General features: G+C 75.7%; 9 protein-coding genes. 6 read left to right on the forward strand and 3 right to left on the reverse strand.

From position 1 onward, the window contains the following. Positions 1–3 precede the first annotated feature (3 nt). Positions 4–1290 (reverse strand): ATP-grasp domain-containing protein, encoded by a 1287-nt coding sequence (locus ACZ4W9_RS27020; protein WP_467940139.1) that lies wholly within the window; start codon positions 1288–1290, stop codon positions 4–6. Between the two features lie 222 nt (positions 1291–1512). Between ACZ4W9_RS27020 and ACZ4W9_RS27025 the strand changes: the two genes are divergently transcribed. The 6 genes from ACZ4W9_RS27025 to ACZ4W9_RS27050 are packed head-to-tail and all read left to right on the forward strand — an operon-like array spanning position 1513 to position 13267. Continuing rightward, positions 1513–3111 carry an MBL fold metallo-hydrolase gene (locus ACZ4W9_RS27025; protein ID WP_467940141.1) on the forward strand — a complete coding sequence of 533 codons (1599 nt, stop codon included), beginning with the start codon at positions 1513–1515 and terminating at the stop codon, positions 3109–3111. A 48-nt stretch (positions 3112–3159) separates the two neighbouring features. After that, positions 3160–4437 carry an ATP-grasp domain-containing protein gene (locus tag ACZ4W9_RS27030; protein WP_467940143.1) on the forward strand — a complete coding sequence of 426 codons (1278 nt, stop codon included), beginning with the start codon at positions 3160–3162 and terminating at the stop codon, positions 4435–4437. Continuing rightward, a complete protein-coding gene (locus tag ACZ4W9_RS27035; RefSeq protein ID WP_467940145.1) occupies positions 4434–7655 on the forward strand; it encodes a non-ribosomal peptide synthetase in 3222 nt (1073 codons plus the stop codon). Before ACZ4W9_RS27030 ends, ACZ4W9_RS27035 begins: the two co-directional genes overlap by 4 nt. Beyond that, positions 7652–10621 (forward strand): type I polyketide synthase, encoded by a 2970-nt coding sequence (locus ACZ4W9_RS27040; RefSeq protein WP_467940147.1) that lies wholly within the window; start codon positions 7652–7654, stop codon positions 10619–10621. Before ACZ4W9_RS27035 ends, ACZ4W9_RS27040 begins: the two co-directional genes overlap by 4 nt. Continuing rightward, the gene (locus ACZ4W9_RS27045) at positions 10614–12416 is read left to right on the forward strand and encodes a non-ribosomal peptide synthetase (protein WP_467940148.1); all 1803 of its coding nucleotides are present in this window, start codon (positions 10614–10616) and stop codon (positions 12414–12416) included. Before ACZ4W9_RS27040 ends, ACZ4W9_RS27045 begins: the two co-directional genes overlap by 8 nt. Beyond that, positions 12413–13267 carry a thioesterase II family protein gene (locus tag ACZ4W9_RS27050; RefSeq protein ID WP_467940150.1) on the forward strand — a complete coding sequence of 285 codons (855 nt, stop codon included), beginning with the start codon at positions 12413–12415 and terminating at the stop codon, positions 13265–13267. The genes ACZ4W9_RS27045 and ACZ4W9_RS27050 overlap by 4 nt, the downstream gene beginning before the upstream one ends. Here ACZ4W9_RS27050 and ACZ4W9_RS27055 read toward each other — a convergent pair. Both ACZ4W9_RS27055 and ACZ4W9_RS27060 read right to left on the reverse strand, forming a co-directional pair. Beyond that, positions 13160–16072, reverse strand: coding sequence for a helix-turn-helix transcriptional regulator (locus ACZ4W9_RS27055; RefSeq protein WP_467940152.1), 2913 nt, complete (start codon positions 16070–16072; stop codon positions 13160–13162). The two genes, ACZ4W9_RS27050 and ACZ4W9_RS27055, sit on opposite strands and share 108 nt — an antisense overlap. A gap of 154 nt (positions 16073–16226) precedes the next feature. After that, entirely contained in the window at positions 16227–16427 is a 201-nt protein-coding gene (locus ACZ4W9_RS27060; protein WP_467940154.1) for a hypothetical protein, read from the reverse strand. Between the last annotated feature and the right edge of the window lie 10 nt (positions 16428–16437).

Below are 16437 nucleotides of genomic sequence, written 5' to 3' on the forward strand. Positions count from 1 at the left end.
TCGTCACGCCACGGCCGGGGTCTCGGCCAGCCGGTAGACCGCGTCCTTCAAGGTCTGGATGGTCCGGTGGTCGGCCCGCAGCGACTCCGCGTCGGGGCCGGTCATGAAGATCCGCAGCGGGCTGGTCAGCAGGTCCGTGGTGGGGCGCAGCCGCTTGCCCGGGGCGAGCTTGACGCCGACCAGGTGGACCGTCTCCAGCGCGGCGATCTCGTCGACCACCGCCTGGTCGACCGCGATGACCTCACCGTCCAGCTCGGTCCGGGTGTTGTGCACCACGGCCTCGCGGCGCTTGGTGTAGACCCGGCCGGCGTAGCGGTCCAGGAACTCCTGCGGGCGGGTGTACGCGAGCGCGGTCAGGTGGGCCTGGTTGGTGCCCAGGCAGGCGTCGTGGAAGCCCGGGTTCATGTTGCCGTTCAGCCGGGCGCCGATCTCGACCAGGGCCGGGCCCTGCGGGGTCATCATCACCTCGGCGTGGGCGGGGCCGTGCTCGATGCCCAGCGCCCGCAGCACGTCCAGCACATAGGCGATCAGCTCCGGCACCGGCTCGGCCGCCGGGTCCAGCAGCACGTCCCGGTCGTAGATCCGCCGGCCGGAGGGCAGCTCGGTCTTCTCGTACTCCCAGACCCCGCAGACGTAGTGCTCGCCGCCGGCCCCGACGGTGTCCACGATGTACTCGGTGCCCGCCAGGAAGGACTGGGCCAGCGCCTCGGTGTTGCGGCTGCCGAAGATGTCGGTCGCGGCCAGCACCCGGCGGGCCGCGGCCGCCACCTCCTCGGTGGTGCGGCAGACGTAGACGTGGTCGGTGGAGGCCGAGCTGAGCGGCTTGACGACGGCCGGGAAACCGCCCTCGGCGGCCGCCCAGGCGGCCAGCTCCCCGGGATCGGAGCCCTTCGCCTGCCGGGCGCAGCGCAGCCCGGCGGCCCGCAGGGTCTCGATCATCCGGTACTTGTCGCGGCGCGCGGCGGAGAGCGCGGAGCCGTTGCCCGCCAGCCCGAGCAGTTCGCCCAGCCGGTCCGCCAGCGGCACCCCGGGCTCCTGGCCGGCCAGCACCGCGACGGGGGTCAGCGCGGCGAGCGCGGCCACCGTGTCCGGCAGCCCGTCCGCACCGGAGAGCACGTACCGGTCCCGGTAGGCGGCCGGGTCCGGCTGGAGCATCGTCAGCATGGGCTCGGGAGTGCTCTGCACGTGGACCACCTCGACCCCGAGGGCCGCGAAGGCCGGAGGGAGGAAGGCGCCCGTGGAGTAACCATCCACGATCACGGCGGTGTCGGGCCGGTGGACCGCGGTCATGGGTCCCCTCGCTCTCGTTCGTCGGGTGGGGCGGCACCGGCAACGCTCCCAGCGCCGCCGTCCCCGCACATGGGGGGAGCGCACCCAGATTCCGTCGGGACCGGTGTGCGGAATCTGGGAGCCGGCTCCCCATGTGTCCGGCCCGGCCCCCGGGCCAGAGTGGGCGCCGCCACCCGACCGTCACGTTCGAACGTGCCTCCGCGGCACGGATGGAGACCCCGCATGCGCGCCTACCTGTCGCCGGCCACCGTCGTGCAGCCACTGGTCCACCGCTGGTACGCGGTACCGTTCGTGGCCGCGCCCCACACCGGCGCGCTCAACCTCGTCAAGCGCCACCTGCCGGCCCTGCGCGGCTACCTGGAGAGCCCCGAGCAGCACGCCCGGGCGCTGGCCGACCCGAACATGTTCGGCGCCCCGTTCATCGACCCGGGCCCGGGCGGCCCGCAGGGCGTCGCCGACCTGCTGGAGCGCACCCTGGCCGAGGGCGAGGCCCGGATCCGGATGGCCGAGGACATCGACACCATGCGCGCCACGCTGGCCAAGAACGGCGACGGCCGCGCGCTCGCCCCGCTCTACCAGGACCTCCCGCCCGCCCTGCGCGGGGTCACCGAGCTGGTCTACGACACGGCCAACAACGCCGCCCTGCGATTCTTCGAGAGCCTGCTCTACCGCACCCCGGCGACCGAACCGCACGCCCAGACCGTGTCCCTGATGGAACGTCACGACCCGGCGCAGCCCTTCATCTACAGTTCGCCGATCCTGCCCGCTCCCGGCCGCACCGACCTGGAAGTGCCGTTCGCCTCCGAGCTGCTGGACGAGTTGTTCGCCGCCCGGCTGGAGCCGGTGGACGTGGAGGAGCTGGCGGAGAGGTTCGGCCTGGACGAGGAGGCCCGGGTGGGCTTCCGCCGCCTGTTCACCGAGCGGGAGCCCCGGCGCTACGTGCCCAACGGGACCGGCGAGGTGCGGATGCAGTACTTCGGCCACGCCTCGGTGCTGCTGGACTTCGGCGGTTTCACGGTGATGACCGACCCGACCGTCGGCTACGACGGGGACGGCTTCGAGGGCCACTACACCATCGCCGACCTGCCGGAGACCATCGATGTCGTGGTGCTGAGCCACGGCCACTCCGACCACTTCTCGCTGGAGACCCTGCTCCAGCTCCGGAGGCGGATCGGCACCATCGTGGTGCCGCGGTCCTCCGGCGGCAGCCTGGCCGACATCGGCCTGCGCTCGATGCTGGAGCACTTCGGCTTTCGCAACGTGGTCGAACTCGCCGACATGCAGAGCCTGCAGGCCGGTCCGGCCACCGTCACCGCGCTGCCCTTCCTCGGCGAGCACGGCGAGCTCGACATCCGCGCCAAGATGGTGCCGATGGTCCGGCTCGGCGGCCGCGGCTTCCTGTTCGCCACCGACACCTCGCCGATCGACCCGGCCCTCTACGACCTGGTGGCCGAGGAGATCGGCTCGGTGGACGCCCTGTTCATCGGCCTGGAGTGCGTCGGCGCCCCGCTGACCTGGCTCTACGGCCCGCTGCTGGACACCCCGATCTCCCGCGAGCACAGCCTGGAGCGCGGCCTGAAGGGCTCCTTCGCCGGGCCCGCCGACCAGCTCGCCGAGCGGCTCGGCGCCGAGCAGATCTTCGTCTACGCGCTGGGGATCGAGCCCTGGCTCAAGCACCTGACGGGCTGCTGGTTCGACCCGGAGGCCGAGCAGCTGCGCCAGGAGGTCGTCCTGCGCGACCTGGCCGGGCAGCGCGGGGTCCGCTCCGAGCTGCTCTACCTCACCGCCGAGCGCTCCTGGCCGGCCGTCCCGCAGGACTGACCGGCGGCGCGCCACCGGGCGGCCCCTCGCTTCGACGGATGGATGGGTATGCACAGCAGATCCGGTAGCCCGCGGCTCGGCGTGGTCTACGACGACGGCGCCGCCGGCCCGGGGGAGATCGCCTCGGCGGCCCGCGCCTGCGGAGCCGAACTCTTCCTGGTGATCGACCAACGCTCGCCCCACGTCGCGCAGTTGCTGCGGGGCCTGCGCGGCCGGTTCGAACTCTGCGACGTCAGCGGCCTCACCGCGGCCGAGGCGGCGAGGGCGGTGGCCGCCCGGGAGCCGGACGGTCTGCTCACCTTCAGCGAGCACCGCCTGGCGGAGACCGGCGAGCTGGCTGCCGCGCTCGGGCTGACCCGGTGGCACAGCCCGCGGACCACCCGGCGGCTGACGGACAAGCTGCTCCAGCGGCGGCTGTTCGCCGGGGCGGGGATCGACACCACCCGCTGCGTGCCGGTGGCCGGACCCGCCGGGATCGCCGCGGCGGTCGCCGAGGCCGGCCTGCCCGTGGTGCTCAAGCCGCGGACCGGCACCGGCAGCCGCTCCGTCCGCCGGGCGGACAGCGCGCAGGAGGCCGAACGGCTGGCGGCGGACTTCTTCCGGTCCGCCCCGGCCGGGGCGGTGCTCCTGGTGGAGAGCCTGCTCACCGGGGTGGCGCAGGAGGCCGGCCCCGACTGGGGGGACTACGTCTCGGTGGAGACCGCCGTGCACGACGGGGACCGCCGGCTCATCTGCGTCACCGGCAAGTTCCGGCTCGAGGAGCCGTTCCGCGAGCGCGGATCCTTCGTCCCGCACACGCTGCGCTCGGAGACCGCGGAGCGGGTCCGTGCACTGGCGGACGCCGCGATCGAGGCCCTCGGGGTCCGGGACGGCGTCGTGCACACCGAGATCAAGCTGACCCCGGACGGCCCGCGCGTCATCGAGGTGAACGGCCGGGTCGGCGGGCTGGTCGTCGACCTGCTGCGCCGGGGCGCCGGGTACGACGTGGTCGAGACCGCCCTGCTGCTCGCCCTCGGCCGGCCGGCGCCCGGTGCCCCGGAGTTCGAGCAGGTCACCTACCAGTACGCGCTGGTTGCGCCGTCCGGAGCCCGGAGCCTGGTGGAGGTCGGCGCACTGGACCGGCTGCGCACCCTGCCCGGGGTCGACCTGGTCGACATCCGGGGCCGCCCGGGCCAGCCGCTCGACTGGCGGGCCGGCGCGGCCGACCGGCTCGGCCGGCTGTACGGGCGGGTGCCCGACCACGCGGCCCTCGGCCGGCTCACCGCGGCGATACCGGAAGCCTTCCGGCCCACGTTCACGTACACGCACGAGAGGGGAAGTCGATGACGGAGCAGGTGTCCGAGGCGAGCGGGGGGCTGTCGTCCGCGCAGCGGCGGCTCTGGCTGGCGCACGTCCTCGAACCGGAGAGCGCGCAGTACACCGCCCCCTGGGCAGGACGGCTGCGCGGACCGCTCGACCGGGCGGCCCTCGGCCGGGCCTGGCGGGCCGTCGTGGAGCGTCACGAGGAGCTGCGGCTGCGGCTGTTCGAGGTGGACAACGAGCCCCGGCGCGCACGGTGGCCGGCCGGGGAGTTCGGGCTCGCGGTCCGGGAGATCCCTCCCGAGGACCTGCCCGCCGAGCTGGACCGGGCGGTGACCAGGTCCTTCGACCTGGTCGGCGGCCGGCTCGCCGAGGCGGAGCTGCTGGTGCTCGGCCCCGAGGACCACGTCCTGGTGCTGAACGCCCACCACGCGGTGGTGGACGGCCGCTCGATGGCGCTGATCACCGGTGACCTGTTCGCCGCCTACGCGGGCCGGGAGTTCGCCCCGGCCGGCCGCCCCTATGCGGAGTACGTCGAGCGGGAGGCCGCGGCCCGCCCGGACCCGGCCCGGTTCGACGCCTGGGCCGAGGAGCTGAGGCTCCCGCAGACCGCGGAGCCGCTCGGCTTCGAGCCCGCCACCCGAACCGCGGACAAGGCGGGCGCGGTGGTCCGGGTGCCGCTCCCCGAGCGGACCTGGGAGGCGGTCCGCGGATACGCCCGGCGGCACCGCACCACCGCGCAGGTGGTCGGGCTCAGCGCCTTCGCGCTCACCCTGGCCCGCTACACCGACACCGAGGACCTGGTGGTCGGCTCGACCATGGACACCCGGTCCGCCGCGTTCGTGGACACCGTCGGCATGTTCGTCAACCCGGCCGCGGTCCGGGTGCACGTGGACCCGGCGCAGACCGGTCCGGCGTTCTGCGGCGCCGTGCAGCGCGGCCTGCTGCGGGCCTTCACCCACCGGTCGGTCCCGTTCGAGGAGGTGGTCCGCAAGCTCGGGATCACCCCGGACGTCACCCGGACCCCGGTCTTCCAGGTGCTGTTCAACTTCGAGGCACGCGAGGCGCCCCGGAACGTGCCGGGGCTGGAGGTCACCGCCCTCGAACTCCCGGTGCGGATCTCCAAGTACGACCTCACCCTGGTGCTGCGGGACAAGGGGGCCTCCGCCGAGCTGCTGGCGACCTACCGCACCTCCCGCTACCAGCCGGCCCTCATCGAGCAGCTCACCCGCCACGTGGCCGCCTTGCTCGGCGGGCTGACCGCCGACGACGAGACCACGGTGGGCTCGCTGGATCCGCTCTCCGCCGGGGAGCGGGCCGAACTGCTGGCCGCCGGCCGCGGGACACCGCTGCCGGAGGGCTTCCGGGCGGTGCACGAGGCGGTCGCGGAGATCGCGCTGGCCGACCCCGACCGGCCCGCCGTGGTCTGCGGCTCCAGCGAGCTGACGTACGGACAGCTGCTCGGCCGGGCCGACGCCCTGGCCGCCCGGATCACCGCGCAGGGGGTGCGCCCGGGGACGCCGGTGGCCGTGCTGGCCGAGCCCTCGGCCGAGATGGTGGTAGCCGTACTGGCGGTGCTGCGGGCCGGCGGCGTCTACCTGCCGCTCAACCCCGGCCACCCCGCCGCCCGGCTGGGCGCCGTCCTGGCGGACTCCGGAACCGGGTTCGTGCTGGCCGACGCCGCCTGGCGAAAGCGCCTCCCGCAGGCCCAGGTGCTGCCGATCGAGGCCCCGGCGGTGCTGCCGGACCAGGCGTGGGTGGCGCACCGCGTTGAGCCGGACGACCCGGCCTACCTCATCTACACCTCCGGCACCACTGGCGAGCCCAAGGGCGTGGAGGTCGGGCACGGCGCGCTGGCCGCCTCCACCACCGCCCGGTGGCTGACCTACGGCGGCTACCGCACCTTCCTGCTGGTCTCGCCGCTCTCCTTCGACTCCTCGGTGGCCGGGCTCTGGGGCACCCTCACTTCCGGCGGCCGGCTGGTGGTCGCGCGGACCGAGGAGGTCCGTGACCCGGAGAGACTGCTGCGGCTGATCGAGACCCACGCCGTTACGGCCCTGCTGGCCGTCCCGGCCCTGTACGCCGCGCTGCTGGACCGGGCCGAGCGGGCCGGCCGGACCGCGCTGGGCACCCTCGACGTGGTCACCACGGCCGGCGAGGTGCTGCCGGAGGCGCTGCTGGAGCGGCACTTCGCGCTGCTCCCCGCCACGCCGCTCGTGAACGAGTACGGGCCGACCGAGGCGACGGTGTGGAGCACCTACCGCCGCTTCGAGGCGCCCGGCCCGGTCGACATCGGCGGGGCCGTCCCGGGGGCGAGCCTCTACGTGCTGGACCGGCGGGGGCGGCTGATGCCGTACGGCACCGCCGGCGAACTGCACGTGGGCGGCCGCGGGGTGGCCCGCGGTTACCTCGGGCGGCCGGAGGCGACCGAGGCCGCGTTCCACCCCGACCCGTACGGCACGGCGCCCGGCGCGCGGTCCTACCGCACCGGGGACTGGGTGCGCTGGGGCACCGGCGGCGGCCTGCGCTACCTGGGCCGCCGGGACCAGCTGGTCAAGGTCCGCGGCCACCGGGTCGAGCTCGGCGCGGTGGAGGGCGCGCTGCGCGCGGCCGAGGGCGTGACCGATGCCGCCGTGCTGCTCGCGCCCGGCGGGGGAAGCCTGACGGCCCACCTGGTGACCGAGGACGGGGTGGACCTCCGGGAGCTGCGCGCCCGGCTCGCCGAGACCCTGCCGCCCGCGATGGTGCCCGGCGTGCTGCGGGTGGTCCCGGAGCTGCCGCGCACCCCGCACGGCAAGGTGGACCGCGAGGCGCTGCGGGCCGTGGAGCTCCGCACCGAGGAGGACGGGGCCCCCGGGCCCGCCGAGCCCGAGACCACCCCGGCGACCGGACCGGACCTGCGGGCACTGGTGCGGGCCGCCTGGGCCGCGGTGCTCGGCGAGGCGCCGGCCGCGGAAGACGTCAACTTCTTCGACGCGGGCGGGCATTCGCTGCTGGTGCCGCTGCTCCAGATGGAGCTGGAGGACCGGGCGGGGACCCGGGTGCCGATCGTCGGGCTGTTCACCGCGACCACCGTCGACGCCCAGACCGCGCTGCTCGCCGCGAGCGGCGGCGACGCGCCCGGGCCGGAGCCGGCGGTACGGGCCGCGGACGCCGAGGACGGGGCCGGCGGCCCGCACCGGCGCCGGCTCCGGCTCGCCGCGGGCCGCTCCCGGCGGACGGCCGGAACGGAGGACGGGAGGTGAGGAACCGTTCCCTGGACATCGCCGTCACCGGCATGCACGCCCGGCTCCCCGGCCCGCAGGACCCGGCGAAGTGGTGGGCGGCGGTCTGCGCGGGCGAGGAGCTCACCAGCACCCTCGACCCCGACGAGCTGGCGGCCCGGGGCGTGCCCCGCCACCTGCTCGACGACCCGGCCTACGTCCCGGTCCGGGGCCTGATCGAGGACAGCGAGCGGTTCGACGCCGAGCTGTTCGGGATCAGCCCCCGCGAGGCCGAACTCATCGACCCGCAGCACCGGTTGATGCTGGAGGCGAGCTGGGCGGCGCTGGAGGACGCCGGCCGCGGTCCGCTGGCGGACGGCCTGCGCACCGCGGTCTTCGCCTCCTCCTCCAGCAGCGACTACCTGTCGCGGATCCTCGGCAATCCGGCGGCCTCGGCGGACACTCTGGCCGCCCTGCACGTCGGCACCGGCCGGGACTTCATGGCCGGCCGGATCGCCTACCGGCTCGGCCTGGAGGGCCCGGCGGTCAACGTGCTGACGGCGTGTTCGTCCTCGCTGGTCGCGGTCCACCTGGCCGTCCAGTCGCTGAACGCCGGCGACTGCGACCAGGCCGTGGTGGTGGCCGCCTCGGTGGGCTTCCCGCAGGCCGGCCACACCCACCTGCGCGGCGGCATCATGTCGGCCGACGGCCGCTGCCGGCCCTTCGACGCCCGGGCGACCGGGACGGTCGGCGGCTCGGGCGTGATCGCGGTGGTGCTGCGCCGCTTCGAGGACGTGGGGCCGGACACCGCCTGCCACGGGGTGATCCTCGGCTCGGCCGTCAACAACGACGGCTCGGCGAAGGCCGGGTTCAACGCCCCCGCCCCCAAGGGGCAGACCGCCGTCGTCCGGGCGGCGCTGCGCTCCGGCGACGTGGCGCCCGGCTCGCTCGGGTACGTCGAGACGCACGGCACCGGCACCTACGTCGGCGACCCGATCGAGTGGTCGGCGCTCTCCGCCGCCCTGCGCGGGGCCGGCCCGGCCGGGAGCATCCCGGTGGGCGCGCTCAAGGCGAACATCGGACACCTCGACGCGGCCGCCGGACTGGCCGCGCTCTACAAGGCCCTGCTGGTCCTGAAGCACGGTCAGGTACCGCCGGTGGCCAACTTCGAGAGCCTCAACCCGCTGCTGGCGGACCTGGACTCGCCGCTCCGGGTGCCCACCGAGGCCCGCGCCTGGCAGGGCCCCGAGCCCCGCCGGGCGGGCGTCAGCTCCTTCGGGATCGGCGGGACGAACGCGCACGTGATCGTCGAACAGGCACCCGCCGTCCCGGCGGCGGGGGTGCCGGCGGACCGGATCCCGGCGGAGCGGACCTCGGTCCTCACCCTCTCCGCCGTCCGGCCGGAGGGCCTGGAGCTGACCGCGGCCCGGCTGGCCGAGGTGCTGACCGGGCAGGAGACGGACGCCGCCGACGTGGCCTTCACCCTGCGGGCCGGCCGGGCACCGCTGGCCGAGCGGCTCGCGGTGGTCGGCCGGACCGGCCCGGAACTCGCCGGGGCGCTGCGCGGCGGCCCCCTGCGGGTCCGCGGCCGGGTGCCGCGGGACGGCCCGCGGCCGCTGGTCTTCCTGCTCCCCGGACAGGGCGCCCAGCGGCCGGGCATGGCCCTGCCCTTCCAGGCCCGACTGCCGGGCTTCCACCAGGCGCTGGAGGAGTGCCTGGCCGTGATGGAGCCCTTCACGGCCAGGCTGGCCGGGCGGGCGCTGCGGGACCCGGAGTTCCCCGCCGAGCTGCTGCGCGCCACCGAGCTGGCCCAGCCCGCGCTGTTCGCCCTGGAGTACGCGGCGGTCCGCGCCCTGGACGGGCTCGGGCTGCGCCCGGCGGCACTGGCCGGGCACAGCCTCGGCGAGGTGACGGCCGCCTGCCTGGCCGGGGTCCTGGACCTCGCGGCGTCGGTCGAGCTGGTGGCTGTCCGGGCGAGCAGCATGCAGGCCTGCCCGCCCGGGGCGATGCTGGCGCTGTCCTGCTCCGAGGCCGAGGCCCGCGAGCTGCTGGCCGAACCGGAGACCGCTGCCGGCGGGTTGGAGATCGCGGCGGTGAACGGCCCGGACGCCTGTGTGCTGAGCGGATCGGCCGTCTCCGTCCGGGCGCTGGAGGACCGGCTCTCCGGGCGGATCCCGGCCCGGCGCCTGCGCACCTCGCACGCCTTCCACTCCGCCGCGATGGAGCCCGCCGCCCAGACCCTCCGCGCACGCCTCTCCGGCCGTACCGGCGGCCGCAGTTCACTGCCCTACGTGTCCACCCTGGACGGCACGGTGGTGCCGGCCGGCACCGAGGTCCCGCTGGCCGTCCTCGCCGAGGGCGTCCGCCGGACGGTGCGCTTCGGCGAGGGCATCGCCGCCGTGCGCGAGCTGTACCCCGGTGCGCTGGCCGTGGAGATCGGGCCGGGCCGGGCCCTCTCCGGTATGGCGGCCGCCGCCGGGCTGGAGAGCCTCCCGCTGGTGCCGGGGAAGGGCCCCCGGGCGGAGGACGAACTCGCCCTCGCGCTCGCCGGGTTGTGGGCCGAGGGCCAGCCCGTCGAGCTGTCGGCGCTGATCCCGGACGGCCGTCGGCTGCACCTTCCGGGCACCTCCTTCGGGGGTGAGCGCCACATCGCGCCGGAGACGGCCTGGCCGGCCGCCCCGGCCCCGGCCGGCAGCCCCGCACGGGCCCCGGAGAACCCGGCGGCCGTCCCGGCGGAGGCAATCACCGCCGAACCGCCCACCCCCGCCGGGGCGGTGGCCGCCGCCTGGCGCGAACTCCTCGGCCACCCCGGCCTCACCGAGGACGCGGAGTTCATCGCCAACGGCGGGGACTCGCTGCTCGCCATCCGGCTGGCCCGGCGGCTGGAGCAGGTCTTCACGGTGGTGATCCCGCTCCGGGATCTGCTGCTGGCACGCACCATGGGCGATCACGCCCGGCTCGTCGAACGGCTCATGACGCCGTCGCAGAAGGAGGCAACGGATGAGTAGCGCGACCCTGCCCGGCCGCCCCGGCCGGGAGCACTTCGAGTGCGTCGACGCCGTGTTCCGCCGACAGGTGGCCGAGCACCCGGACAAGGTGGCGGCCTGGGACCGCACCGGCAGCTCCACCTACGCCGAGCTGTGGGACCGGGCGGTCCGGCTGGCCGGCGCCCTGCACGGCAAGGGCGTCGGGGCCGGTGACGCGGTCGGCGTCCTCGGCGTGGGCGACCGCGACGCACTGGTGGCCATGCTCGGAGTCCTGCTGGCGGGCGGGCACTTCGTGCCGATCGACCCCGACTGCCCGCCGGAGCGCGCCGAGCGGATGACCGCCATCGCCGGCGTCTCGCTGGTGCTGGCCACCTCGGAGCACCGCGTGCCGGAGGGCATCGGCGCGGACAGCTGGCACGTCCGCGAACTGATCGAGCAGGCCGGCCCGGCCGACCCGCCCGGCCCGCTGCCCGCCGGGGACCCGGACCGGCCGGCCTACGTGATCTTCACCTCCGGCTCGACCGGCACGCCCAAGGCGGTCGGGGTGCCGCACGGTGCGCTCACCGCGCTCTGCCTGCGGCCCGGCGTGCTGCGCCGCGACCCGGACGAGACCGTCCTGGTGCACACGGTGCTGACCTTCGACACCGCGATGTACGAGATCTGGTCGGCCCTGCTGGTGGGCGCCTCGGTGCTCTGCGCCCCGCGCCGGGCGCTGTCCCTGCACGAGACGGCCGATCTCCTCCGGGACGAGCGGGTCACCACCGCCGTGCTCACCCCGGCGGTGTTCGCGCTGCTGGCGGACCACCACCTAGACGCGCTGGGCGGGCTCCGCTCCCTGATGGTCGGTGGTGACGTGATGCCGCGCGAGCAGGCGGTGCGGATCCTTGACCGCTTCCCGGAGCTGGAGTTCCTGAACACCTACGGGCCCACCGAGAACACCGTGATCTCCACTGCCTTCTCGCTCGACGGCTGGGACCGGCAGGGGGGTTCGGTGCCGATCGGAGCGGGCCTGGCCGGTACCACCTGCCACGTCCTGGACGAGCGGCTGCGCCCGCTGCCGCCCGGGCAGGTGGGGGACCTCTACCTCGGCGGCGACCGGCTGGCCCTCGGTTACGTGGGCGACCCGGCCATGACCGAGCAGCGTTTCCTGCCGGACCCGTTCTCGGACCTGCCGGGCGCCCGGATGTACCGCACCGGAGACCGGGCCGCCCTGCTCGCGGGCGGGGTAGTGGAGTTCCGCGGCCGCGAGGACGACGAGATCAAGGTCCGGGGGCATCGGATCCACCTCGCCGAGGTGGAGGCCCTGCTGGCCGCCGACCCGGAGGTACGGGAGGTGGTCGCCACCGCGGTCGGCACCGGCCACGAGCGGCACGTCCGCGCCTTCGTCCGCCCGGCCTCCGCAGGGGCGGACCCGCGGGCGGTCCGGACCCGGCTGGCGGAGCGGGCACCGCGGCACCTGGTGCCCGACGAGCTGGTGGTGGTCGCGGAGTTCCCGCTGAAACCCTCCGGGAAGGTCGACCGCGAGGCCCTGAAGGCCCTGCCGTCCACCCCCGCACCGGAGGAGGCCGTGCCCGCGGCCGGGGCGGACGACCGGACGAAGCTGGCCCGGCTGTGGCTGGAGCGGACCGGGACGCCCGCCGAGAGCGGCGAGGACTTCTTCCACTCCGGCGGGACCTCGCTGGACCTCATCCTGCTGATCGAGTCGATCGCGGTCACCTTCGGCGTCCGGCTGGACTTCGCCGACGTCTACGGGCTGCGCTCCTTCGAGGAGCTGCGCGACATGGTGCTGACGAGCCGTCAGGAGGTCGGCGCGTGACGACCGTCCGGATCCTGGAGCCCCGCCCCGAGGCCCCGCGGCGGCTGATCTGCCTGCCGCACGCCGGCGGATCGGCCAACTACTACCGCGGCTGGGCCACCCGGGGCCGCACCGACGTGGAGATCCTCGGCGTCCAGTACCCCGGCCGGGCAGACCGGCTGCCGGAGCCCTGCCACCACGACCTGCACGCCATGGCCGAGGAGGTATGCGCCGCCGTCCTCCCCGAACTGGACCGGCCCGTCACGCTGTTCGGGCACAGCATGGGTGCGATCGTCGCCTACGAGGTGGCCCGGCGGCTGGAGGAGCAGGGCCGCGGGGTGCGGCGCCTGGTGGCCTCGGCGGCCCGCGCCCCGCACGACCCGGCCCACGTCTCGGCGCAGGGCGCCGTCTGGAACGACGACTCGGCGGTGCGCAGCATCGTCGCGATGGGCCAGGCGGACGCCGAGCTGATGGCCGACCCCCGGGTCCGCGAGCTCGTACTGCCCTACCTGCGCGCCGACTTCGAGCTGTTCCAGCGCTACGAGTACCGCCCGGGCCCGCCGCTGGCCTGCGAGCTGCTGGTGGTACGCGGGGCGGACGACCCGCACGTGACCTACCGTCAGGGCGAGCTGTGGCGGGAGCTCACCCGGGGGTCGTTCCGGCACGAGGCGCTGCCCGGCGGGCACTTCTACCTCGCGCCCGAGCCGCCGCTGGACCTGTACCTGGACCCGCTCGGCCGGTGCCGGGAGGCCGGGACGGCGGGTTCAGCCGCCGGCGGAGAGCTCGGCCGCCAGCCGGCTCAGAGCGGCGCGGCCGGCCAGGCCGGTCTTCTGCAGCAGGCTCGCGATGTGCTTCTCGACCGTGCGCGGTGAGATGCACAGCCGCCGGCCGATGTCCTGGTTGCCGGGCCGGTCGACGAGCAGGGCCAGCACCTCGTACTCGCGCGGGGTGAGGCCCCGCGCGCGCAGCTCGGCGGGTATCAGCTCCCGGCCGCTGCGGCGCTGCGGTACGGTCACCCCGGCCTGGCGCAGCATCGCCCGGCAGGCGCTCACCACGGCGGGCACGTCGAGCTGGTGGAAGTACTCCTCGGCGGCCTGCAGCCAGGACGTCGGGTCGCCCCAGCCGTCGGCCAGGGCGGCCTCGGCGACCAGGCGCAGGCCCAGGTGGTGGCCGGTCGGGAAGATCGCGGCGTGCCGGCGGAAGTCCTCGACCACCCCGGCGGCCCGCTCGCCCCGGCCCTCCCGGCCGAGCAGGACGGCGTCGGCGAGCATCAGGAACTGGCGGTTCCAGGCCAGCCCGGCGGCCGGTTTGGCCGCGACGGCCGCGAAGTCCGTACGGGCCACCCGGCCGGCCAGCACCTCCAGCAGCGGGCTCAGCCCGTACCGGCCGGCCAGGTAGTAGACGTTCGGATGCAGGGACTCCCAGGCGGCCGCGGCGGCCAGCTCGGCCCGGGCGGCCGTCCGGTCCTCCTCCAGCAGGGCGCAGACGGCCCGGCACAGTCCCAGCATCACCGGGTTCAGCTGCGATTCGGCGCCCCCGGCCTGACGGAACGCCAGCAGGCCGCGCTCCATCTCGCGGCGGCGGCCCTGGTGCGCGCCGAGGGTGGCCGAGACCAGCAGCAGGTACCGGCGGGTGCCGAGGTTGCCCATCCGCGCGCTGGCGTCCAGGCAGCGGGCGAGGATCTCCTCGGCCCGCCGCGGGTCGCCCCGGAGCACCGCGTTCATCGCCAGCACGCTCTCGGCGGTCTGGGCCAGCTGGATCGCGCCCAGCTCGTTCGCGGCCTCCCATGCCTGTTCGAGCCGGCGGATGTCGCCGGTCCGCAGGTAGGTGTTGGCGCCCAGCCTGGTCAGCGCCTCGACCCGCCACAGCGGCAGGGTGTGCGTCTCGGCGACGGCGAGCATCCGCTCCAGACAGGCGTCGGCCGTGTCGAAGCCGCGTTCCCGGACCAGCAGGGCCAGCAACTGCCACGCCTGGCACGCCACCACGGGCAGCTTGGTCTGCTCGGCCACCTCCGCCGCCGCACGGGCCTTCCGCTCGACCTCCGCGGTGCACCCGCCCTGCCCGGGCAGCAGGGCCAGTTCACACTCGACCACGGCGAGCGCGGCGCCCTGCTGGGGGGTGCCGCCGTCCTGGAGCAGCGCCCGGGCGGCCGCCATCTGGCTGACGGCGTCGGCCCGCCGCTCGGCCGCCACCGCGACCCAGGCCAACCGGGTGTGCAGGGCGATCCGGGAGTCCAGGCACAGTGCCGCCGCCCCGGCCGGTGCCAGCGAGTCGACCAGGGCGAGCGCCCGGTCCAGCTGCCTGGCGTCGGCCAGCGCGTACAGCAGCGACTCGGCGATGGCGGTCCGGTCCGGTGGGTCGGCCAGTTCGTGGGCGCGTCCGAGCAGCGCCACGGCCGTCCCTGACAGCCCGTCGGCCTGTGCCCGGCGCCCGGCCTCGGCGTAGAGCAGGGCCGCGTCCGCCAGGTCACCGGCCGCGATCCGCAGGTCCGCGACCAGCTGGCAGTGGTCGTCGGTCAGCTCCGGGTCGGCCTGCTGGAGGCCGACAGCGGCCTGCCGGGCGATCGCGGCCCGTTCGGCCGGCGGGAGACTGGCGAGCACCGCCTCGGCGGTCAGCGCGTGACGGAAGGCGTACCGGTCCGGCGCACCCGGGTCGGGCACGATCAGGCCCGCCTCGACGACGGAGCGCAACCGGGCGAACAGACAGCGGTCCTCCGCCCCGGTGATCAACTGGAGCGTGGCGACGGAGAACCGGGCTCCCAGCGAGGCCGCCAGCAACACCACCTCCTGGGCCTCGGGGTCCAGCAGCTCGATCCGCCGGCGGTATCCCCGGACCACGGTGGCCGGGACGGTGGCGGAGAGATCGCCGGCCACCTGCCAGCCCCCGCCGCCGCCCCAGCGCAGCAGGCCGGAGCCGACCATCTCGGCCAGCAGCTCCTCGACCAGGTACGGGTTCCCGTCCCCGCCGGCGACCAGCCGCTCGACCAGCTCGACCGGCACCCCGGCGGCGGGCACCCCGAGGCAGCCGGCCGTGATCGCCCGCACCGCGCCGGGCGCGAGCGGCCGCAGGGCGGCCACCGAGGCGGCCCGCCGCCGGTCGGCCGCGTCGACCAGGTCCAGGGCCGGGCCCGGCTGCGGGCGCAGGGTGCCGACCAGCAGGACCGGCAGCCCGGCGAGGTTGTCGACCAGGTACTCCAGCACGGCGATGGTCTCGGAGTCCACGTCGTGAAGATCCTCCAGCACCAGCAGGCAGCCGTGCTGCTTGCCGATCACGGCCAGCAGCCGGAGCAGCGCCTCGGCGAGGTCGACCACGCCCTCCGGGTGGCCGACGGCCGTCGCGGGCCGCCACTCCGGGATCAGCCTGGCCAGGGCCGGGCGGTAGGGCGCGAGCGCCGGGTCGGCCGGAGGCCCGCCGATCCGGAACCGGGAGGAGAGCGCCTCGGCCAGCGGCCGGAACGGGGTGCCGGACCCGCTCGGGCTGCCGCGCCCGCGCAGCACCGGGAGCCCCAGCGCGGCGGCCTTGGACTCGCACTCGCCGGCCAGCCGCGACTTGCCGATCCCGGCCTCTCCCAGGAAGAAGAGCGCACGGCCGGAGTGCTGCCGGGCGTCCGACAGCAGGCTGTCCGCCAGGGCCAGCTCGGCGTCCCGGCCGACGACGTGTGAAGAAGTCATGCGCATGCCGTGGAGGCTACTTGATCGGTCGACGCGCGGACAGGGATGACCGCCGCCGCCGGCGCACCGGCAGCGCGGCGGCCGGCGCGCCCGTACGGCCACGGGCGCACCGGCCGAAGGTCTCCGTCGCCCGGTCGGCGCCCGGGCGTGCGCACCGGCCCTAGCCGACCGCTTCCGGTGCGAACGGAACGGTCACGGTCAGGGTGCCGATGATCGAGTGCTCGTCGAATCCCGAGAGCAGCCGACTGCGGCGGGCGCCGCCGCCGGGGTCCAGCGAGATCTGCCCGCTCGGATGGTCGGCGGCCCGGTCGCCGCGCGCCTTGGGCTGCTTCCAGCTGCGGACCAGCTCTTCGACGTTCATGGATGGGGGT

The organism is Streptomyces sp. NPDC029296 (genome assembly GCF_055569255.1).

Bases quoted from the DNA above. Each gene is read 5' to 3' on its own strand.
- ACZ4W9_RS27030 (WP_467940143.1), top strand. From the start codon at position 3,160: ATGCACAGCAGATCCGGTAGCCCGCGGCTCGGCGTGGTCTACGACGAC.
- ACZ4W9_RS27025 (WP_467940141.1), top strand. From the start codon at position 1,513: ATGCGCGCCTACCTGTCGCCGGCCACCGTCGTGCAGCCACTGGTCCAC.
- ACZ4W9_RS27020 (WP_467940139.1), bottom strand. From the start codon at position 1,290: ATGACCGCGGTCCACCGGCCCGACACCGCCGTGATCGTGGATGGTTAC.
- ACZ4W9_RS27035 (WP_467940145.1), top strand. From the start codon at position 4,434: ATGACGGAGCAGGTGTCCGAGGCGAGCGGGGGGCTGTCGTCCGCGCAG.
- ACZ4W9_RS27055 (WP_467940152.1), bottom strand. From the start codon at position 16,072: ATGCGCATGACTTCTTCACACGTCGTCGGCCGGGACGCCGAGCTGGCC.
- ACZ4W9_RS27060 (WP_467940154.1), bottom strand. From the start codon at position 16,427: ATGAACGTCGAAGAGCTGGTCCGCAGCTGGAAGCAGCCCAAGGCGCGC.
- ACZ4W9_RS27045 (WP_467940148.1), top strand. From the start codon at position 10,614: ATGAGTAGCGCGACCCTGCCCGGCCGCCCCGGCCGGGAGCACTTCGAG.